Source organism: Paenibacillus sp. J22P90 (assembly GCF_059692195.1).
This window is the reverse complement of the sequence record NZ_JCAUAY010000002.1, coordinates 403,439-422,978: the sequence shown is the minus strand read 5'-3', so window position 1 is coordinate 422,978 and position 19,540 is coordinate 403,439. Positions and strand designations below refer to the sequence as shown.

Sequence of the window (19,540 nt, the reverse complement as noted above, 5' to 3'; positions counted from 1 at the left end):
CACCCAATCAAGTCCGCCAGTAAGAGGATGGTCGTTATTTCATACTCAAAAAGAGTTTAGCGATGTTGCTCAGTATGGTCTGCATGATGATGTTGTTTGGCGTGCTTCCAGCTTTTGCAGCGAATGGACCGATAACTTGGGGTTCCTCGGCCACGGTTTCAAACATCAATACTTTTACAGATGCGGGTACCGATGCACGTGGGCTAAGTCCTGGTACATTCGGATCGGAATATCCGCGGATGATCAAGCTGGCAAATGGCAACTGGCTTGCGGTTGCAGCCATCTATGATAACAACGGCTACACCAAAGTATCTTGGGGCGGCACGCGATTGCAGGTTTACCTCAGTACGGACAATTGCCGTACATGGTCTTTAGCAGCGACACTATGGGAAGATGGACGTGATCTGGATAACGGACAATTCGCACAGCTGGCGAATGGCGATATTTTGCTCGCGATGCGGTCGGTGCGTTGGCAGGAGTCCTATCAGTTAAGAGTGTACAAAAGTACGAACGGTGGTTCGGCTTGGAGCTACTTGAGCACCATTGATGAAAAGAACGGCACGCCAGGCTCGCTAGGCAATCCGGATAAAGGCGTGTATGAGCCGCATATGCAAATTTTGAGTGACGGTTCACTGGCTGTCATGTATGCGAGTGAAAAGCACGTGACAGAAAGTCCATCGTATAGTCAAATTATTGCGGAGAAGATCTCGACGAATGGCGGCGCGAGCTGGGGTAGTGAGATTTATGTTGCGTGGGATACTGGCAATTCAGCAGCACGTCCGGGTATGCCTGTTTTCCAAAGAATGAACAATGGCCAGTATATCGTAACCTTCGAGGTTTGCGGTACGCAAAACTGTAACGTGTTTACGAAGAAAAGCAGTGATGGCAAAACATGGTCCAGCGGTATCGGTACGCAAGTGCCAAGCCAGCAAGGCGGACCTTACCTGCTTTCACTTACAGATGGCAGAATTTTATTAACATCCAATGCCAATGTCCTCTCCATTTCCAATGATTACGGGAATACTTGGTATACGAATGATTCTACCGCTTTCGGCAACTCCTTATGGGCAGCCATGTATCAAACAGGAACGAACGAAGTTGCTTACATCGATTCCGTGAACCGGACAGGCGGAGGTCATAATGTGCAGGTGAAGTTTGGTACTTGGACGACCACGTATACAAATAATTTTGCAGCTAATGATAGTGGTTGGGCTCGCTATGGCGGAACTTGGGCAGTCAGCGGCGGCACCTATAATCTTACTTCTACTAGTGCAGATAAATCGATTCTTACCCCATATCCATCCAAGCGAAACTATACCCTGGAAGGGGATATCAAGCTTAACAATGCGGGGCAGGCTAGCCTTATTTTCAATGTGACGAGTCCAGGAACAGGTGCGGACAGCATGAAAGGATATGCCGCAGGCATCGACTCGGCGGGGCAAGTGTGGTTAGGCCGATTTAACAATAACTGGACACAGCTGGCTCTTGTGAATACAACGATAAGCATAAACACTTTGTATCACATGAAGGTTGTGGTCAATGAAGGCAATATCAAGGTGTATGTAGGTGATATGACGACGCCGAAAATTAACTTTACCGATACGACGTATGCCAATGGCACGATTGGTGTGCGTGGTGGCTTCGGCAATAGTGTGAGCTTTGACAACATTACAGTGAACTAGAAGTAAGTGAAGCGTGAAAAAGAGCCCTCGGGCTCTTTTTTTTGTGTTCGATACACAGGTGGCAAAAATGCAAATGAGCATCCTTTTCATGGGGGTTCACTTCAACATTTTAAATAAATGCAATAAGGCATCTTTTGGGGGCGGAAATGTCTGAACAGAGCTGAAAATGCAGAAATTGATGCCTATTTGCAACCATTATAGCTGAAATCGCATTTTAGGAAGAAAAAAGTTGCACTTTTGCATTTCTCAGATGGAGATCGGCTGGCTTGAGCCGGCCCCGCTGGGAGCGCGCGCTTCGTAACATCGCCCCCTCCAATCGTAATATCGTCACCTTTTACCCGTCCCAGCCGCTCATGCATTCTTACGTTTGTTCCCTAAAGTTGAGGGTTTTATCGGTTTAGACGAGGTACGATTCCCTGTAAAGTTAGAACCAAGGAAAGCCCTTACATCAGCGTGAAAGGGCTTTCGCAGAAAACATAAACCGAATGAGAGAGGGTTGTATATCACTATGAAAAAGAAATTAACTAGCTTACTTACAGCAAGTATTGCGCTTGCTATGGTGGCAACAGGTTGCTCGAGCACAAAAGAAAGCGATACCAAAACAGCAACTGCGTCTGCAGCTCCAGCGGCAACGAAAGCCGCAGAGACAACGAAATCAGCGAGTCCCGTAGAGATCACCTTTTGGAATATGTTCGGCGGCGGTGAGGGGGATTTCGTAGATCAAATCGTCAAAGGCTACAACGATTCCCAAAAAGAAGTCATCGTGAAACAGCTTCGCCTAGAATCCAATGAGTACTACGCTAAGCTAAGCACGGCGCTTTCTTCATCCAAAGGTCCGGATGTGGCCGTCGCACACGTGGATCGTATCTCGCCTTTCGTGAAAGCGAAGCAAATTTTGCCGCTTGATGGGCTGGCTAGCAAAGTTGGTTTTGATCTGAAACAAGTGTCCGATTCCAATATCAAAAGCGTGTCCTATGACGGGAAGCCGTACGCCGTGCCATTAGATACCCATTTCCATATGTTCTACTACAATAAGGATCTATTGAAGAAAGCTGAGCTGCTGAACGACGACGGCACGCCGAAGTTGGGTGAGCTGACGCCAGATGGCTTTAAGAAAACATTAGCGCAAATTCAAGCGAAGGTACCTGGTGTGCAAGCACTAGCCGTGAATACACCTTATTTCCAAGAGCCATTCCTGAATTTGTACTATGAAGCAGGCGGCGACATCCTGAATGGGGATATGACGAAATCCGCGATCAACAATGAGAAAGCATTGAATGTTCTTAAGTTTTACCAGGATCTTTACAAGAACAAATACAGTGATCTGAACGATAAAACGCCTTGGGATTCATTCCACAGCGGGAAAGCAGCACTATGGTTCGGTGGTGTGTGGGAAGCAGGACTGTTGCTAAATGATAAATCCTTGAATATTGGTGCGATGCCGCTGCCTGCGATTTTCGGTAGCCAAACGCACTGGGGAAGCTCCCATTTGCTTGTAGTTCCTTCTTACGTCACGACAGAGAAACAAGAAGCATCTGCGAAATTCATGAAGTACTTCTCTGAGGTTGGCGGCAAAACGTGGGGTCAAGCAGGACACGTACCTACGAACAGTGCAGTAACGACAAGTGACGAGTACAAGAAACTTCCTTACCGTAATTTCTTTATTGAAGCACAGAAAACAGTGAAATTTGCACCGAAAACAGATAAATACACAACGATCATTACAACAGTGTCGGAGTCGCTGCAAAACATCCTTTTCGGTAAGCAAACGCCAGAAGAAGGCTTGAAAACGATGGATAAGCAAATCAATGATATTTTAAGTAACTAATTGTCCGATTGAATCGGGTGGAGATACAAAGAAAGCTACCGGGGCTCCACCCGAACTTTTATAGAAAGATATAAGGAGAAGAGTGTATGGAGACTAAAGTAAGTGAGCATGATCGGACGCTAGTCCTCCGCCGTCGTAAACCGTTACGAATAGCTTTGGAATTGAATGCATTGCTGTATGTGCTGCCATTTCTGATCCCTTTTGCCATCTTCTATCTGTGGCCTGTGGGGCGAGGCGCTTGGATGAGCTTGCACGTATGGAACATTCAGGGGATGCAGCGCTATGTGGGTTTTGCGAATTATAAAAAGATTTTTACGGATAGCAATTTTTATCTCTATGTATGGCACTCGATCTACTTTGTTATCCTCTGTACACCGACCATCATCGTGCTTGGCTTAGGCTTAGCGATGTTGATTAATCAAAATATACGTTTCCGAACACTAATCCGTTCAATATTTTTCTTACCTTACGTGCTATCTGTCTCGGTTATCAGTTTCATCTGGCTTCGTCTTCTCGACTCGAAGTATGGCCCAATTAACGCGTTCTTGAAACTCATTGGTTTACCTAGTGACATTCATTGGCTGACGGATAAACATTTTGCTTGGTGGGCGATTACCCTTGCAACCGATTGGTGGACAGTAGGATTTGTAATGGTATTGTTCCTAGCTGGCTTGCAAGAAATTCCTACGGATCATTATGAAGCTGCGAAAATAGATGGCGCTGGCGCTTGGAAGCAATTCATTCATATTACGCTTCCCGGACTGTCGAGAGTCATGCAAATACAAATATTTTATCAAATCATCTCGTGCTTAAAGCTGTTTGGGCAAGTTCAGATTATGACGGGCGGAGGTCCAGGGGACGCCACGAACACGATGATTCGCTACATCTACGTCACGGGGTTCAAAAAGGATATGTTCGGACTAGCTTCTGCCCAATCCATCGTATTCTGCATCCTCATGCTGCTCATCGCAGTGATTCAGTTCAAATTAACAGACAGAAAAGATTGACGGAGGTTGAACATGAAACAACTCACAATCAACATCATTGCCGTGGTGCTGGCGCTCCTATTTATTTTTCCACTGATTTGGATGATGGTTGTATCCCTCAAACCGGATGGCGTCAACGTCATCTCCATTCAAGATTGGTTCAATTTCTCGGATTTGAATTTACAGAACTATAAGAAGGTCATCCAAGATTCTCAAATTCTTAGATGGACGTGGAACAGCTCAGTAATCGGCGTACTGACAACGGTTATTTCACTTATTTTCAGCTCCTTAGCTGCTTTCTCGTTCTCGAAGCTGCCTTTCAAATCTCGAGGCCTGTTCTACGTGCTCATCGTTTCAGGCTTGTTAATTCCAACGGAAGCGATTTTAATTCCACTCTATGAAACGACACTTCATTTGAAGCTGATTGATAACATGTGGGCGATCATTCTACCTGGACTTACGAACCCAATCGGGATCCTGCTGCTGAAGCAGTTCATGGATGGTGTACCGAAAGATTATATCGAGGCTGCGCAGATTGATGGTTGTAAAAACTTTGGACTCTGGTATCGGATATGTCTACCGCTTACGAGATCTGCGATGTTTTCTGTCGGTATTTTCTGCTTCATCTTATCGTGGAACAATTTCTTATGGCCATACCTGACGATTACATCGCAAGAGAACATGATCTTATCAGCAGGACTACCGACGTTCTTGTCGAATAACATCATGTCCTTGAATATGATCATGGCAGCAAGTGCAATTGCGGCAATACCAACGATTCTGGTGTTCGCTGTGCTGCAGCGTCAAATTGTGCAAGGCGTGGCGATGTCCGGTATTAAAGGTTAAAAATCTCAATTTCTACGAGTCAGATTCTCTTCCCAGAAAGGGTTGTTCCAACTTTTGACCCAGACATCAGATGTTGTGACGAAACAGCGACACAAACGGATTCCTTCATGGATGTATACATGGACGAGCAGCATTCGCTATAAGTGGATGCTGTTGCTGTTCCTATTTTCTCTAACGCCCCTGCTTGCCTTGGGGTTTATTTCGTATTCGATATCGAAGTCAACGATCAACAATAAAGTTACGGAATACTCGGAACAGCTCTTGAAGCAGACCGCCGAGAATATTGACACTAGACTTGGGATTTACAAGGATATGATGATGCAGGTTGTCAACAACAACGATATTGTTACGATGCTGCGGACATTGGACCGTACGGATCCCACTCAGTATGATCTGGATAGTCTATCCCTGACGACGAAGCTATCGACCATTATTGCGATTAATCAGGATATACAGTCGATTTCCTTTCTTTCGCCGCAACATTTTATTAAGGGTATATATAGATGGAACGATCGCTCTTACGATAAAGTATCCCCATTCCTGCAGACGTTGGAGGATGGGAGCAATTTTCGCTGGTTTTCCACGCGCTTGGGAACGTATGTTGATAGTCTGAACACGCAAAATGTCCACGTTTTTTCACTAGCCAAACAAATTTATAAGATGTCCGATGATAGTCCGGTCGGGATCATTGCTGTACTGGATATTCGTGAGGATGTGTTAAAAGAGATTGGGGCTCGAACGACGAAAAGCAATATGGATATTGAAAGCTTTGTCATTGATGGTCGTGGTCAGATCATTTCGTATCCAGACAGCAAGATGCTGGGGAAAAGTGTGAAAGAAGTGCTCGGCGATGACGGCTATACGGATATGTTTCGTGGGGCGACCGACGAATCTGTTTTTCCATTGAAATATCAAGGTGAAAGACTGATTGTGAATTATAAAAAGCTGCATACCAACGACTGGATCGTCGTCAACGTCATTTCAGAGGCTTCCCTGTACAAGGATTCGAACCGATTATTGCAAATTATTTTGGTGATCGCTTTCATTTGCATCTTATTCTCCATCTTGACGGCTATCCTGCTGGCGAACTCGATTTCCAAGCCTATCCTGAAAATGATTAAACTGATGCGCCAAGTGATGTCGGGGGACTTGACCGTCCGATTCAAAGCGAAACGCCGGAATGATGAATTCGATATTTTGGGCGAAAACTTTAATTACATGGTGACGCGGATCGATGGACTTCTGGAGACGGTGTATGAGGAGCAGAATCATAAACGCGTGGCGGAATTGAAAGCGTTGCAGGCGCAAATTAATCCGCATTTCCTCTATAACACATTGGATATTATTAAATGGACAGCACTTCTGCAGAAAGCGAATCATGCTGCTGAAATGGTCAGTCTTCTATCCCGATTATTGCGAATTAGCTTGGGAAAAGGTGAAGAAACCGTCACCATCGAAGAAGAAATTGAACATGTACAATGCTATCTGGGTATTCAAAAATTCAGATTCAACTTCAATATCGAAACATTCGTTCAACTGGATGAAGAGGTTCGGTTGTACCGCACGCCGAAGCTAATCCTGCAGCCGATCGTCGAGAATGCGATTCTTCATGCTTTTACAGATCGGGAAACAGGTGAAATTCATATTCGGTGCGGCGTCCATCCGGAAGGCGGCATAAGGTTCGAGGTCGTGGATAATGGTCGTGGCATGGACGCAAGTCTTGTACAAAGCTTAAATCGGCATGTGCCGACGTTGACTTCTGCGGATCGAGTAAGCGGGATTGGCTTAGCCAATGTAGACGAACGCATTAAACTCATATGTGGGAAGCCGTATGGCTTGGGCATTCAAAGTGAACCAGGAACAGGTACACACATTACGATAAGACTTCCAGAGATGAAGTAGGTGATAATCATGTTTCGAGTTGTGATTGTGGAAGATGAATATATCGTGAGGTTCGGAATTCGCTCCATGATTGAGTGGGAAAAGCTAGGCTTAACCGTCAGCGGCGAGGCAGCAAATGGGCAAGAAGCGTTGGATCTGATCCAGGAGAACCCGCCAGATATTCTCATTACAGATATTAAAATGCCTGTTATGGATGGCATTACACTCATTACGGAAGTACGTAAAAGTTATCCGCTTATGAAAATAGTCATTCTTAGCAATTTGGAAGATTTCCAATATGCGAAGGAAGCCATCCGTAACGGAGTTTCCGAATATATGATCAAATCGGATATGATGCCGCGCGACCTCGAGGGGACACTGCTTCGTGTAAGGGAATCGATTAAAACAGCGTCACCAAGCAGTGATCAGATTAGTATTGTAGAGCCTATCGTGAAAGAAAAACGGATGCTGGAGCTTCTGGAAGAAGCGGATCCTGCGCGTAGACAGCAAAGTATTGCTAGCTTAAAGCTGTCTGAGGCAAAACTGCCCTTCTATGTCCTCCATATCACTAAGAATATGTGGACGCAAAGTGTGGAAGAGGGCCAAGCGCTCATTCGCAAAGCGATTGCTGAAGTGATGACGACTTCCTCGGAGGAAGTCTATGAGGCTTTTCCAGACCGGCAAGGCGAAATGAATGTTCTTCTTTTTACAAGGAAGATGGCTCCAGGCAATATTGAGTTGAAGACACTGGCTCAATCCATGATTCACTATTTGAAGGACCATTATGACATGTCATGTACCATTGGCATAAGTAAGAGCACGACCAGTTGGGCAGGGCTGCCCCAAGCCTACGAGCAAGCGATCGCTGCAGCGAAATATAAAATGTTCATTGGCAGTGAGCGAGCCATTCTATATGGTGTCGATTATGTGCCTGCTGCTAGTCAACTGGCAGATAATATTAAAGTTAGTACCACGCATATCCATGCGATGGTGTATGCCTTTCAAACCAAAGAGCTGCAGGCGTACTTGGAAGATATTTTCGAACAGCTGACGGCCCGCAAAGATTATGATCTCGTGGAAATTATTTCATTGGAGCTGCTCATTCTGCTCACCACCTTGTGGTCTGAGGTTGCAAGTGATCAGCAAAGCGTACTCCAACTTAAGAAGATGTACTATGAGCAATTGTCCAAATTAGAGACGATTCAGATGAGTAAAGCGTGGTTCTTGAATGCTTTTGAAGAGCTTGCCCAGCATATGATTGGGGTGTATCACAGTGATCGCAACGGCATTATTAAAGCAGCGCAATATATCGGGCAGTACTATCAACAAGAGATTTCGCTTCAGTCGATTAGCAATCTGGTGCATTTAAGTAAGAACTATTTTGCCAACTTGTTTAAAAAAGAAATGGGTGAAAGCTTCCTGGAGTATTTAACGCGGATACGCATTGAGAAGGCGAAGGCGCTCCTGACCAGTGAGCTCAAAACAGCAGATATTGGCCATTTAGTTGGCATACCAGACCCTAAATATTTCTCGAAAGTGTTTAAGAAAATTACGGGCTGTTCGCCAGCCGAATATCGAAGTCGCGTAAAAGAAGACAAATCTTCCTAAGTCTTCTTGTGCAACTATGCAAACGCTTACTGAGGAGCTATCCGTTGTCAAGCATAGGGGTGAAGGGGGGATTAAAGTGTTAGATAAAAAAGGGGTTAATCTCAGCTTAGCAATCGGATGTATGCTCGTACTCGTCCTAACGGGATGTTCGATCCTCTCTAATGGGAACAAACATGGTGAGGAAAGTAAAAAAGCTATGGAGAGTGCGGTATCACGCGTGGAAATTTCGTTCTGGAATCCCTTCGGTGGTGGAGAAGGTGAGTTCGTTGAACGAATCGTGCAAAACTTCAATGACTCGCAGAAGTCTATATTCGTGAAGCCGCTGAGATTAGAATCCAACGAATATTATGTGAAACTGAGTACAGCTCTATCATCAGGGAAGGGCCCAGACGTGGCCGTAGCTCATGTGGACCGTATGTCACCATTCGTAAAGGCGAAGCAAATTGTGCCGCTGGACGGATTGGCGAATGAAGTTGGATTTGATTTCAAAGACCTAGAGCAGAGTAATGTTCAAAGTGTGAGCTTCATGAGTAAGCCGTATGCGATGCCGCTGGACACACATTTTCATATGTTGTATTACAATCAAGCGATTCTGAAAAAAGCGGGCTTGTTAAATGACGATGGCACACCAAAGCTCGCGATGTCATCGCCGGAGGCTTTTATTCAAATGCTGCAGCAAATTCAAGCCAAAGTACCGAATGTTCAGCCATTCGCGGTGAATACGCCTTATTTCCAAGAGCCGTTTCTCAATATGTATTACGAGGCAGGGGGAGATTTGCTAGATGCGAGCATGGCGAAATCGAACATCCATAATGACAAAGCACTTCGTGTCCTGAAATTTTATCAACAGCTCTATGCCAGCAAGCTCGCAGATGTGAACGACAAAACGCCGTGGGACACTTTCCACAATGGCAAAGCCGCACTTTGGATGGGCGGTGTTTGGGAAGCGGGTTATCATTTAAATGAACCATCCCTTCCTGTCGGGATCATGCCGCTTCCAGCACTTTTTGGCAGTTCGATGCAATGGGGGAGCTCGCATACACTGGTCATTCCGACTTACGTAACGATGGATAAACAACGCGCAGCCATGACCTTCATGTCCTATTTTTCAAAAGTAGGATCACAATTATGGGCCCAAGCTGGTCATGTACCTGCCAATCGAGCTGTTCTTCAAAGTCAAGAATATTTGCAGCTGCCCTACCGCAAGCTCTTCATCGAGGCTCAGCATCACGTCAAATTTGCTCCGCAAACGGATAAGTATGCGACTATCTTTACTACGCTCTCAGAAGAGCTGCAAAGCATCGTCATGGGAGGGTTGGATCCGGAGGAGGGGCTTATGTTGCTAGAGAAGAAAATGAATGGGCTTTTGGCTAATTAGGGTTAGTGGAAATCAAAGAGCAGCAGTCACTATGACGAAGCTGCTTTTTTTGTGTTTCGTTAGTTAATGGTGTTTCTTCATTGAAGTAATGTGCTTATTTGCCTTTTATAATTCTATATTATGGTAATGTAATAATACGACATAGAATAGGGAGAGGAAGTATCAAAATGAGATTAAGAGTCATTGGCAGATGGGGCGCATATCCAAGAGCTGGTGAAGCGACTTCAGGCTATCTGTTAGAAATAGGAAATCACAAAATTTTACTCGATTGTGGAAGCGGTGTATTGGCAGCTTTACAGAAATTTATAGAACTAACAGATTTAACAACTGTATTTCTTTCTCACAGGCATTATGATCATATGGCAGACTTAGGTTGCCTTCAGTATGCATGTTTAATTGATATGGATTTACAGCGTCGAGATACGCCGCTGAGACTCCTAACTTCGGAGGAAGCAGAATGGTCAATTCCTGTTATGAAAGGCACTTATGAAATAGGAGTTAATGAAAGTGCTGCTGTAACATTTGAGGATGGATTAAAGTTAACTTTCTTCCGAACGAATCATGATGGTTATTGTTTAGGAGTAAGGATAGAATTTGAAGGGAAAGTATTAGTCTATACTGCTGATACTCGCTATGATGAGACGCTTGTACCTTATCTTAAAGACGCGGATCTACTGATTACGGAAGCTTCTTTTTATGCTGACTTCAATGCAGCTCAGTACGGCCATATGAATTCATATGAAGCAGGGAAGTTAGCTTCGATGGCAGATGTAAAGAAGTTGCTGTTATCCCATTTGCCTCATTTTGGTGATACTCAGTTATTGAAGGAAGAAGCCGCTGTTATGTTTAATGGTGAGATACTTTTAGCAGATTTCGGTTTGCAAGTGATCATATAACAGAACTTCGGGACGGCCTGATTTTTTCCAGCGAGTTTAGTTAGGAGATTGATGACATGGCTTTCGGAATATCCAGACATGAACTGAATGAATGGAAAAGCAAATGCTTACAGGGGGAAATTGCCTTTCTAACGCATTATTGGGTGGAACCACGCTTTCCAGGAGTGAAGACGATAACGAAGGTGGGCTGCTGTAATCTGGAACGATTGAAGGAATGGTGCTTGGCGAATGGTTTAAATCCAGCTTACATACATCTTCGTGATGAATATCCACATTACGACCTAATAGGGAACAAGCAGATTGAAATCTTAAAGAGAGAACATTTGACAGATCATCTGGTCAGGTTCAAGCTTTCGTGAGTGTCCTCATCCGTGATTTCAATTTGCAAAGGCACCTATGATAAAATTAACATATCAACACAAAGGAGCTGAATGAAGTGAACATTATTTTCCATGGACAAAGCTGTGTCGAAATTAGATTGGAGCAGCATACGTTAATTATAGACCCCTTCCTGACAGGGAATCCACAAGCAACTGTCAAGCCGGAAGACATCAAGGCGGATTATATCCTCGTTACTCATGGCCATGGGGATCATGTTGGGGACACGCTATCCATCGCGGAGCGCAATGATGCAACTGTTATTGCTCCTAATGATTTAGCTCGATATCTAGGCTTCGAAGGGGCTAAGACACATGGGATGGGAATTGGCGGATCGTATACGTTTCCTTTCGGCAAAGTGAAAATGACGCTAGCTTTACACGATTCGTCCTACAATCCGCCAGGCACGAAGGAAAACATTTATACAGGGATGGCAAGTGGATTCTTGCTGACGGTAGAGGGGAAAACCATCTATCACGCAGGGGATACGGGGCTGTTTAAAGATATGAAGCTGATCGGAAAATTAAATGAAATTGATCTAGCCTTCCTGCCAATCGGTGATAATTATACGATGGGACCGGATGATGCCGTGATTGCCGCGAAATATTTGAGAGCAGCAACTGTTGTGCCGATGCACTACAATACGTTTCCTGTGATTGAACAAGATCCCAATAAGTTCGTAGAAAGCTTGGCCGAGGAAGGCATAGATGGCTTAGTTATGACGCCAGGTCAACAATTAGAGCTTTAAAGCACTGGGCTGCTTTCGGTGTTCTTGCCAGGCTGCCGATCTTTCCAAAAAAGGACGGTAAGCATACGCTCGACCCATTCCTTATCCTCTGGGGTCAACACGAAGCCATCGAACATTAGCTCATTTTCACGCAGGAACCGCCGTAAGTTAACAGGCTCGCTTTGGAACTGTTGGTTCGTTGGTGTGGATTCGAGATAACCGGCGATATCCATTAACTCCGAATAAGATGTGTTAAGCCCTTCGGACAACTTCATCAAGACGTCAGGTGACGGAATTCCGCGGTTTCCATTCTCCAGCTGTGATATATAAGCAGCGGATACACCAGAGCGATCAGCTAATTCGCGAATCGTGAAGCCTTTCATTTTGCGCATATCTCTTAATTTATCGTAAAAGTACATGATTGTTCATCCTCACCCATCAAGTAAACATTAGTAAACAATTTAATACTAACAGTTTACTAAAGTAATTACAATCATTGTGTTCGTAGGGTACTGGCAGCATTATACTCAAAAGCATGATTACTAAAGTAAACTTTTATATTTGCATTAGTGAATGCGCTCGAGTTATACTGCTATTAGGACGAAGTGATGATGGGGGTTGAGAGATCAGATGCATTTACGGATCATGGCAAAAACAGATGCATTCATCAAAGCGAGAGTGACGAAAGGCTACTCGCAACGAGAGCTGGCGCGACATACAGGCTTAAGTCATGCGTACATAAGCTTGCTTGAGCGGTCGATTAAATCAGTTGGCCCCTCAACAGCTAAGCGAATTAGCGATGTGTTGGATATGGAATTGGAGGAGCTTTTTCACATCAACATAGCTTGAAAAAAGAAGTAAATCCAATTTGTAGGCGAGGATCACACAAAAAGTGTGGTCCTTTTTTCCTTATTTTTCTACATTACACGCCATAGTTAAAATATTAGCGATTATACGAAATTTGTTGTTATAATATCGTCAAAGGAATAGTCAATTATATATAAAGGGGTAAATGAGATGCTGTCCTGGATTCGAAGTTTAGTAGGGATTAATCGCAGCTTCCGGGTAAAGCTTATTCTCAGTTTATCCATCATTATTTTGTTAGCCTTTTGCTTGACGGGCTACTTAACGTATCGTTATAACCTAACTCTGTTTGAAGAGGAAATCAGTAAACAGTTCTCTAGTACAAACGAGGAAGCGCTGGCGAAGCTGGACCTCAAGGTGCAGGAGGTTGTTCGTATTTCGCAGACGGTTGTGTTTAATCCAGCTATTGAAAAGGTGATTTCACGCATTGATTTGAGGGAAGACGCCGACCCGTTCGATAAATATTATGATAAAAAGATGATTGAAGATCAGGTCTATCAGCTCAAATCGGATGCGCCTTATATTACCGGGATGTATTTATATGACTTAACGGGGAATCCTTCCTATTTTAGCTATACGACCTCCACGATTAATGCGCCGAATGACAACGTATTCAAGGTGATACGTGATAAACTTAAAGACACATCTGGTGATCTCGTGTGGATTAGTATACCGATGGCATCTTCCATTGAGCCAAGCGGGTTTAGAAATACAATCGTTGTAGCTCGGTATATGAAAAATAGTTTTTTAAGCACATACGGTGTACTTGTTATGGCTTTTGACGAATCCTTCTTCTCAGGATCACTCAAGGAATTGACGAAGGCAGGGCAGGGGCAGGTGTATCTGTTTAATAAAAATAGCGAGCTGTTGTTTACGAATGCGCCAGTCCATGCCGATCAAGTAGAGCTGCTCCGGGATATGAATCAAACGCAATTAATGAATAATCATTTGTATGTACAAGGACAATCAGAGGTCACCAACTTCAAGTTGGTCAGCGGCACGTCGTTAACGGAAATTCAATCGAGAAGTCGAGAAGTATTCAAGATGATCGTATACTCTGGCTTAGTTAGTATCTTGCTTGCAAGTGTATTGATTGTCCTTTCCACGGGAAATTTACTTCGTCCGCTCAAGGATCTGCTGCTTGGTCTACGGAAGGTGAGATCGGGTGATTTTGATGCACGCATTGAGATACGAACGCACGATGAATTGGCGTATATCGGTGAGAGTTTCAACGCCATGGCCGAGCAGGTTGGACACTTAATTAAGGAAAAATATTTGATCCAATTAAGTGAGAAAGAGGCAGAGCTAAAGGCGATGCAAGCCCAATTGAATCCTCATTTTCTGCACAATATGTTCAATGAAATTTATTGGAAGCTCTATTTGCAAGATGAGACCGAAACGGCGGCATTGATCGCGGCCATTTCCGAGATGCTGAAGTACTCCTTGATGCCTGTGCGAACGCTGACAACGGTGAAGGAAGAGTGCCAGCAGATTCGTAACTATTTGAAAATACAGAAGGAATTATTTGAAACGGATTTAGAAATTATCATTCAAGTTGATGACGAAGTTGCCAATGTGGAGGTCATGCGGTCACTGCTTCAGCCTTTAGTCGAAAATGTGTTTATGCATGCTTTCCGTAATATGGTGTCGCAAAAAGTACTGCTCATCAAAGCGAGCAGCCGTGAAGGATTTCTAGAGATTGAAGTGACGGATAATGGCTGTGGCATGAATGAAACGGCGATCTCGCAAATCTTGGGCGTTCAGGGCTCTTCCTTGCCTCATCGTATGGACGGGCGCGAAAGTCTAGGTGTACGGAGTGTTGTGAGAAGGATAGAACTGATCTATGGAGCCCCATTCCGCATGGAAATTGAAAGTGTATTGGGAAGTGGAACAACGATGCGTCTTGTTTTACCGCTTAGTCATAATAATGAGAAAGGAGAACACTAGCATGAGAAGTGGACGAGTATTAATTGTCGAGGATCAGTTGAATTTTAGAAAAGGTATCGTGAAGATGCTGCAGAGCGGAGATCTCGGCTGGCAAGTGGTCGGCGAGGCCAGCAATGGTCAGGATGCCTTGACGATGCTGGATGAGCTTAGACCTGATTTAGTTCTAACGGATATTCGTATGCCGATCATGGATGGGCTCGAATTCGTTGGGCATTTACGCAAAAATTATCCCGATATGATTGTTATCATTTTGACTGGATATAAAAATTTCGAATATGCGCAAGCCGCTGTACGTTTAGGTGCTTTGGATATTCTCATCAAACCATGTACCGAAGACGATGTACGGCAGATTATGAATAAAGCTTCGGAGAAGTTTTATGAGAAATATGCCCATCAGCAGAAGCAACAGCTACAGCTGCAACTGCAGCAAGATCAGGAGCTTCGGGCGGTATTGCTGGATCTCCCTTATGAGATGAGCACACTAGTTAGAATAAATGAAGCACTGAACGGTAAAGAATTGTGGCTGCTGCACTTGAACAATGAAGATTTGGCTTCTAAAGCAAATGGAAAACGCGATATGAGCTTGCTTCAATTTGCTTTCTCCAATATTGCCGAAGAGCTGGTAAAAGGAGCGGGACTGGATGCGCGGCTGTTGCTAGTGGAACATGATACGTTCCTATTAGTAACAGGAATGCATCAAGTGGAAGAGAGTTTGCAAGAGGCTATTCCAACCGCATCCTTTGAATATTTGAAAATTCGCACCGGTATGATATCCATGGGACTCGCTCCTTCGGCTAGTGACTTGGCAGACTTATATCAGTTGACGAAAGGGGCGTTCACAGAATCCATAGATCTCCCTGCCGTAAGTGGTGGAGAAGCGGGATCCGGCATTATGCTCTCGCTGAATCAAGCGAAAGTCAGAGAGATGGAAGTCGGGCTCATGTCAGCTATTCTTGTCGGTCAAGAAGACAGCTTACATGTGCTCTTGAATCGTATTCTCGCCGATCTAAGCCGTACATCACCGGAGGAAATGCGAATTGGCGCGTTGTCGCTATCCATTGCCATGCATGGAACGATACAGAAGCAATTTGATCCGGATGACAACAATGCCATTGCTAGGATTCCGAATGAAATGCCGCAGATTCACTGGACCTCCAAGGAGGTGCTGGATTGGGTGGCTGAGCAAGTCAAGCATTTCTTGGTCCAATTCAATCAATGGCAAGCGTCCAAAAGTGAGAATGTGATTGAGCGAGCCATTAAATACATCGAGGAGCATTACAACGAGGAATGCCGATTAACCGATGTCGCGGCGCATATTCATTTAAACCCAAGCTACTTCAGTGTTGTATTTAAAAAGGCTACAGGGGAAAGCTTTACACGCTTCGTTACCCGTGTCCGTATGGACAAAGCTGCATTACTGCTTCGGAATACCGATATGAAAATATTTGAGATTGCCTGTGCAATTGGCTTTGATGAGCCGAATTATTTCACGAACGTGTTCAAGCAGCAATTCCAGATGTCGCCGAAAGAGTACAGAAGCGGCAAAATATCGCCCTAAGGGTGCATGTTTCGAACTAGATCGTGCTTTCAAAAAATAGGCATTGCGAGTAAAAAGAAAATGTTGTATGATCGGATTAAGCGCTTAACCCCGAAAACGGGTGAGCGTTTAAAATTCGAAAGATTAAGCGCTTAACCTCTGGGTGGAAGGGAGATTTACATGCGTACAATTCGACTTACAATGGCACAAGCACTACTTCGTTTTCTAGATCAACAGTACATTTCCGTAGATGGACAGGAAACTAAATTTGTTCGAGGTGTCATGGGGATATTCGGACATGGCAATGTAACTGGGATTGGAGAAGCGTTGGAGTACAGCGCAGGTGACCTAACTTATATACAAGGTAAAAATGAGCAGGGAATGGTCCACGCTGCAACCGCTTACGCAAAGCAGAAGAACCGTCAACAAATCTATGCCTGCACAACATCGATTGGGCCTGGGGCATTGAACATGGTAACGGCAGCGGGAACCGCGACTGTTAACCGCATTCCGGTGCTATTGCTGCCGGGAGATAATTTTGCTTCACGTCAGCCAGATCCTGTGCTGCAACAGCTTGAGAACGTGAGTGACTACACCGTATCTGCGACGGATCCTTTCAAAGCCGTGAGCAAATACTGGGACCGCATCGTTCGTCCAGAGCAATTGATCACAGCAGCGACACAAGCGATGCGCGTGTTGATGGATCCAGCCGAAACAGGTGCAGTAACCCTAGCGTTGCCGCAAGATGTTCAGGCAGAGGCTTATGATTATCCAGAATCTTTCTTCGAAAAGAAAGTTCATTATATTGATCGTCGCCCAGCGGCGAAAGAAGCGATTGCGCGTGCAACTTCGTTATTCCTTGGCAAGAAGCGCCCGTTAATTATTGCTGGCGGCGGCGTGCTATATGCAGAAGCAACGAAAGAGCTAGCGGCGTTTGCAGTAGCATTCGGCATTCCAGTGGCAGAAACACAAGCAGGCAAAAGCTCATTGCCTTGGAATCACGCAATGCAAGTCGGCGCGATCGGCGTAACAGGAGCATTGGCAGCGAACAAGCTGGCGAAGCAGGCGGATTTGATCATCGGTGTGGGCACACGCTATTCCGACTTTACGACAGCGTCCAAATCGGCGTTTGCTAACGATGATGTACAATTCATCAATATTAATATCAGCGGCTTTGATTCCTCCAAGCTTGGCGGTTTCTCGATTACGGCTGATGCGAAAGAGGCGCTTAGCTTGCTGCATGAAGCTTTGGCTTCGAATGATTATGCAACTGGCTATGAGACAGGTTACATAGCTGCTTTGAAAGCAGAGTGGGAGAGTGAAGTAGATCGCCTTTATCGCGCAGAATGTGCAGAGGGCTTCTCACAAACACGCGCGCTCGGTGTGATCAATGAAACGATTGACCCTTCCTCAGTTGTTGTGTGCGCTGCGGGAAGTCTTCCAGGCGATTTACACCGTTTGTGGCGTTCAACTGAACCCAAAACATATCATATGGAATATGGCTTCTCTTGTATGGGTTACGAAGTAAGCGGTGCATTCGGCGCTGCTTTAGCGGAACCGGGGCGTGAGGTGTATGCGATCGTCGGAGATGGAAGCTACTTGATGCTTCACTCGGAATTAGTGACTAGCTTGCAAGAAGGACAGAAATTCACCATCCTTCTGTTTGATAATCACGGCTTCCAGTGCATTCATAACTTACAACGCAGTCAAGGAAGCGAAGGCTTCGGCAATGAATTCCGTTATCGTGAAGCAGGGACGCGCAGGCTGACAGGAAACTATATGCCGATTGATTTCGCAGCGCATGCTCGCAGCTTGGGAGCAAAATCTTACAAAGCTACGAATCCAGAAGAGCTTAAGGCAGCACTGTTGCAAGCGAAAACTGAAACAGTGACAACGTTGATCGAAATCCCAGTTGTACCTGGCACGAACACAGGCGGTTATGAGTCCTGGTGGAACGTTGGCGTACCAGAGGTTTCGGAAAGTGCCAAAGTACTGGCTGCCCACGAAGCGATGAAGAAAAATATTCAAGCGGCTAAATCCATCTAACGAAGAAGAGGTGATCTCACGATGCAACAGCTACCTTTTAAACTAGGCATTCATCCTATTAATTGGGTGGGTGAAGACGTCAAGGAACATGGCGCTGATACCACATTTGAACAAATCGTAGATGATATTCAGAAATTAGGATTGACTGGAACAGAGATGGGGCGTAAATACCCTACGGATATTCAAGTGTTGAAAAAAGAGTTATCGGATAGAGGCATTTGCCTCGTATCCCAGTGGAAATCCGTCCTGTTCTCAGATCCTGCATATAGAGAGCAAGAACTTGAAGCATATCGCAAGCATGTGGAGTTTCTAAAAGAAATGGGCAGCACGGTCATCTCTACTGCGGAAGTCGGGGGCTCGCTCCATTTTGACCCGCGCCGTACGCCGAATGAGAAAGAAGTACTGCGCCTCGATGAAGCAGGCTGGCAGAGTTTAGCTGAAGGTCTGAATCGCGCTGGAGCCATCGCGCAAGAGTACGGATTGAAGCTAACGTATCATCATCACGGTGGCACGGTTGTTGAATCCCCGGAAGAAATTGATCGCTTGATGGAGCTGACGGATCCATCCTTGGTTTACCTGCTATTTGATACAGGCCACACGTACTATGGCGGCGGGGATCCGTTAACGGTTTTGCGTAAGCATTACGACCGAATCGCCTATATTCACCTGAAAGATATTCGTCAAGACGTACTGGATGAAGCGCGCGCGGAGCAAGTCGATTTCGTAACGTGTATCCGCAAAGGTGTGTTTACCGTACCAGGCGATGGATGCCTTGATTTTGCACCAATCTTCCAAGAGTTGTTGGAACGAGAATATACAGGATGGGCGATGCTGGAAGGCGAGCAAGATCCAGGGACGCACAATCCTTATCAATATGCGAAAAATGCACTGAACCATATCCATTCATTACTAAAATAAGAAAGTAGGTAATAAGGC

Annotated in this window: 16 protein-coding genes; 15 read left to right on the top strand and 1 reads right to left on the bottom strand. The window is 45.0% G+C overall.

Annotated elements, in window-relative coordinates; translation table 11 throughout:
- Window positions 1-62: 62 nt before the first annotated feature.
- The 10 genes from AC58UX_RS06705 to AC58UX_RS06660 all read left to right on the top strand — a co-directional run bounded on the left by AC58UX_RS06705 (window position 63) and on the right by AC58UX_RS06660 (window position 12,231).
- Entirely contained in the window at window positions 63-1,682 is a 1,620-nt protein-coding gene (locus AC58UX_RS06705; RefSeq protein ID WP_497250746.1) for a 3-keto-alpha-glucoside-1,2-lyase-like domain-containing protein, read from the top strand.
- Between the two features lie 508 nt (window positions 1,683-2,190).
- On the top strand, window positions 2,191-3,510 hold the full coding sequence (locus AC58UX_RS06700; protein ID WP_497250744.1) for an ABC transporter substrate-binding protein: 1,320 nt from the start codon (window positions 2,191-2,193) through the stop codon (window positions 3,508-3,510).
- Between the two features lie 86 nt (window positions 3,511-3,596).
- On the top strand, window positions 3,597-4,517 hold the full coding sequence (locus AC58UX_RS06695) for a carbohydrate ABC transporter permease (protein ID WP_497250742.1): 921 nt from the start codon (window positions 3,597-3,599) through the stop codon (window positions 4,515-4,517).
- A gap of 12 nt (window positions 4,518-4,529) precedes the next feature.
- On the top strand, window positions 4,530-5,342 hold the full coding sequence (locus tag AC58UX_RS06690) for a carbohydrate ABC transporter permease (protein WP_497250740.1): 813 nt from the start codon (window positions 4,530-4,532) through the stop codon (window positions 5,340-5,342).
- A gap of 75 nt (window positions 5,343-5,417) precedes the next feature.
- Window positions 5,418-7,244 carry a sensor histidine kinase gene (locus tag AC58UX_RS06685; protein ID WP_497250738.1) on the top strand — a complete coding sequence of 609 codons (1,827 nt, stop codon included), beginning with the start codon at window positions 5,418-5,420 and terminating at the stop codon, window positions 7,242-7,244.
- A gap of 9 nt (window positions 7,245-7,253) precedes the next feature.
- Window positions 7,254-8,831 (top strand): response regulator transcription factor, encoded by a 1,578-nt coding sequence (locus tag AC58UX_RS06680; protein ID WP_497250736.1) that lies wholly within the window; start codon window positions 7,254-7,256, stop codon window positions 8,829-8,831.
- Window positions 8,832-8,907: 76 nt separating this feature from the next.
- Entirely contained in the window at window positions 8,908-10,209 is a 1,302-nt protein-coding gene (locus AC58UX_RS06675; RefSeq protein ID WP_497250734.1) for an ABC transporter substrate-binding protein, read from the top strand.
- Window positions 10,210-10,376: 167 nt separating this feature from the next.
- A complete protein-coding gene (locus AC58UX_RS06670; protein WP_497250732.1) occupies window positions 10,377-11,105 on the top strand; it encodes an MBL fold metallo-hydrolase in 729 nt (242 codons plus the stop codon).
- A 56-nt stretch (window positions 11,106-11,161) separates the two neighbouring features.
- Window positions 11,162-11,464 (top strand): hypothetical protein, encoded by a 303-nt coding sequence (locus AC58UX_RS06665; protein ID WP_497250730.1) that lies wholly within the window; start codon window positions 11,162-11,164, stop codon window positions 11,462-11,464.
- A gap of 77 nt (window positions 11,465-11,541) precedes the next feature.
- Complete coding sequence (locus AC58UX_RS06660; RefSeq protein WP_497250728.1) at window positions 11,542-12,231, top strand: metal-dependent hydrolase; 690 nt, start codon at window positions 11,542-11,544, stop codon at window positions 12,229-12,231.
- Here the strand turns inward: AC58UX_RS06660 and AC58UX_RS06655 are convergent.
- Window positions 12,228-12,629, bottom strand: a complete 402-nt coding sequence (locus AC58UX_RS06655; protein ID WP_497250726.1) for a helix-turn-helix domain-containing protein — start codon at window positions 12,627-12,629, stop codon at window positions 12,228-12,230. The two genes, AC58UX_RS06660 and AC58UX_RS06655, sit on opposite strands and share 4 nt — an antisense overlap.
- Before the next feature lie 226 nt (window positions 12,630-12,855).
- Here AC58UX_RS06655 and AC58UX_RS06650 point away from each other — a divergent pair, with 226 nt between their 5' ends.
- The 5 genes from AC58UX_RS06650 (at window position 12,856) to iolE (ending at window position 19,522) form a co-directional block, all read left to right on the top strand.
- A complete protein-coding gene (locus tag AC58UX_RS06650) occupies window positions 12,856-13,059 on the top strand; it encodes a helix-turn-helix domain-containing protein (RefSeq protein ID WP_497250725.1) in 204 nt (67 codons plus the stop codon).
- A gap of 168 nt (window positions 13,060-13,227) precedes the next feature.
- Complete coding sequence (locus tag AC58UX_RS06645) at window positions 13,228-15,021, top strand: sensor histidine kinase (RefSeq protein WP_497250723.1); 1,794 nt, start codon at window positions 13,228-13,230, stop codon at window positions 15,019-15,021.
- Window position 15,022: 1 nt separating this feature from the next.
- Window positions 15,023-16,579 carry a response regulator transcription factor gene (locus AC58UX_RS06640; protein ID WP_497250721.1) on the top strand — a complete coding sequence of 519 codons (1,557 nt, stop codon included), beginning with the start codon at window positions 15,023-15,025 and terminating at the stop codon, window positions 16,577-16,579.
- Window positions 16,580-16,738: 159 nt separating this feature from the next.
- Window positions 16,739-18,604: a 3D-(3,5/4)-trihydroxycyclohexane-1,2-dione acylhydrolase (decyclizing) gene (gene iolD, locus AC58UX_RS06635; RefSeq protein WP_497250719.1), complete on the top strand. Its 1,866-nt coding sequence runs from the start codon at window positions 16,739-16,741 to the stop codon at window positions 18,602-18,604.
- 21 nt (window positions 18,605-18,625) lie between these two features.
- A complete protein-coding gene (gene iolE, locus AC58UX_RS06630) occupies window positions 18,626-19,522 on the top strand; it encodes a myo-inosose-2 dehydratase (RefSeq protein WP_497250717.1) in 897 nt (298 codons plus the stop codon).
- The last annotated feature ends 18 nt before the right edge of the window (window positions 19,523-19,540 follow it).

Coding starts and splice junctions, on each gene's coding strand:
- AC58UX_RS06690 (WP_497250740.1), top strand. CDS start 4,530: ATGAAACAACTCACAATCAACATCATTGCCGTGGTGCTGGCGCTCCTA.
- AC58UX_RS06655 (WP_497250726.1), bottom strand. CDS start 12,629: ATGTACTTTTACGATAAATTAAGAGATATGCGCAAAATGAAAGGCTTC.
- iolE (WP_497250717.1), top strand. CDS start 18,626: ATGCAACAGCTACCTTTTAAACTAGGCATTCATCCTATTAATTGGGTG.
- iolD (WP_497250719.1), top strand. CDS start 16,739: ATGCGTACAATTCGACTTACAATGGCACAAGCACTACTTCGTTTTCTA.
- AC58UX_RS06640 (WP_497250721.1), top strand. CDS start 15,023: ATGAGAAGTGGACGAGTATTAATTGTCGAGGATCAGTTGAATTTTAGA.
- AC58UX_RS06695 (WP_497250742.1), top strand. CDS start 3,597: ATGGAGACTAAAGTAAGTGAGCATGATCGGACGCTAGTCCTCCGCCGT.
- AC58UX_RS06700 (WP_497250744.1), top strand. CDS start 2,191: ATGAAAAAGAAATTAACTAGCTTACTTACAGCAAGTATTGCGCTTGCT.
- AC58UX_RS06705 (WP_497250746.1), top strand. CDS start 63: ATGTTGCTCAGTATGGTCTGCATGATGATGTTGTTTGGCGTGCTTCCA.
- AC58UX_RS06665 (WP_497250730.1), top strand. CDS start 11,162: ATGGCTTTCGGAATATCCAGACATGAACTGAATGAATGGAAAAGCAAA.
- AC58UX_RS06680 (WP_497250736.1), top strand. CDS start 7,254: ATGTTTCGAGTTGTGATTGTGGAAGATGAATATATCGTGAGGTTCGGA.
- AC58UX_RS06650 (WP_497250725.1), top strand. CDS start 12,856: ATGGCAAAAACAGATGCATTCATCAAAGCGAGAGTGACGAAAGGCTAC.
- AC58UX_RS06670 (WP_497250732.1), top strand. CDS start 10,377: ATGAGATTAAGAGTCATTGGCAGATGGGGCGCATATCCAAGAGCTGGT.
- AC58UX_RS06645 (WP_497250723.1), top strand. CDS start 13,228: ATGCTGTCCTGGATTCGAAGTTTAGTAGGGATTAATCGCAGCTTCCGG.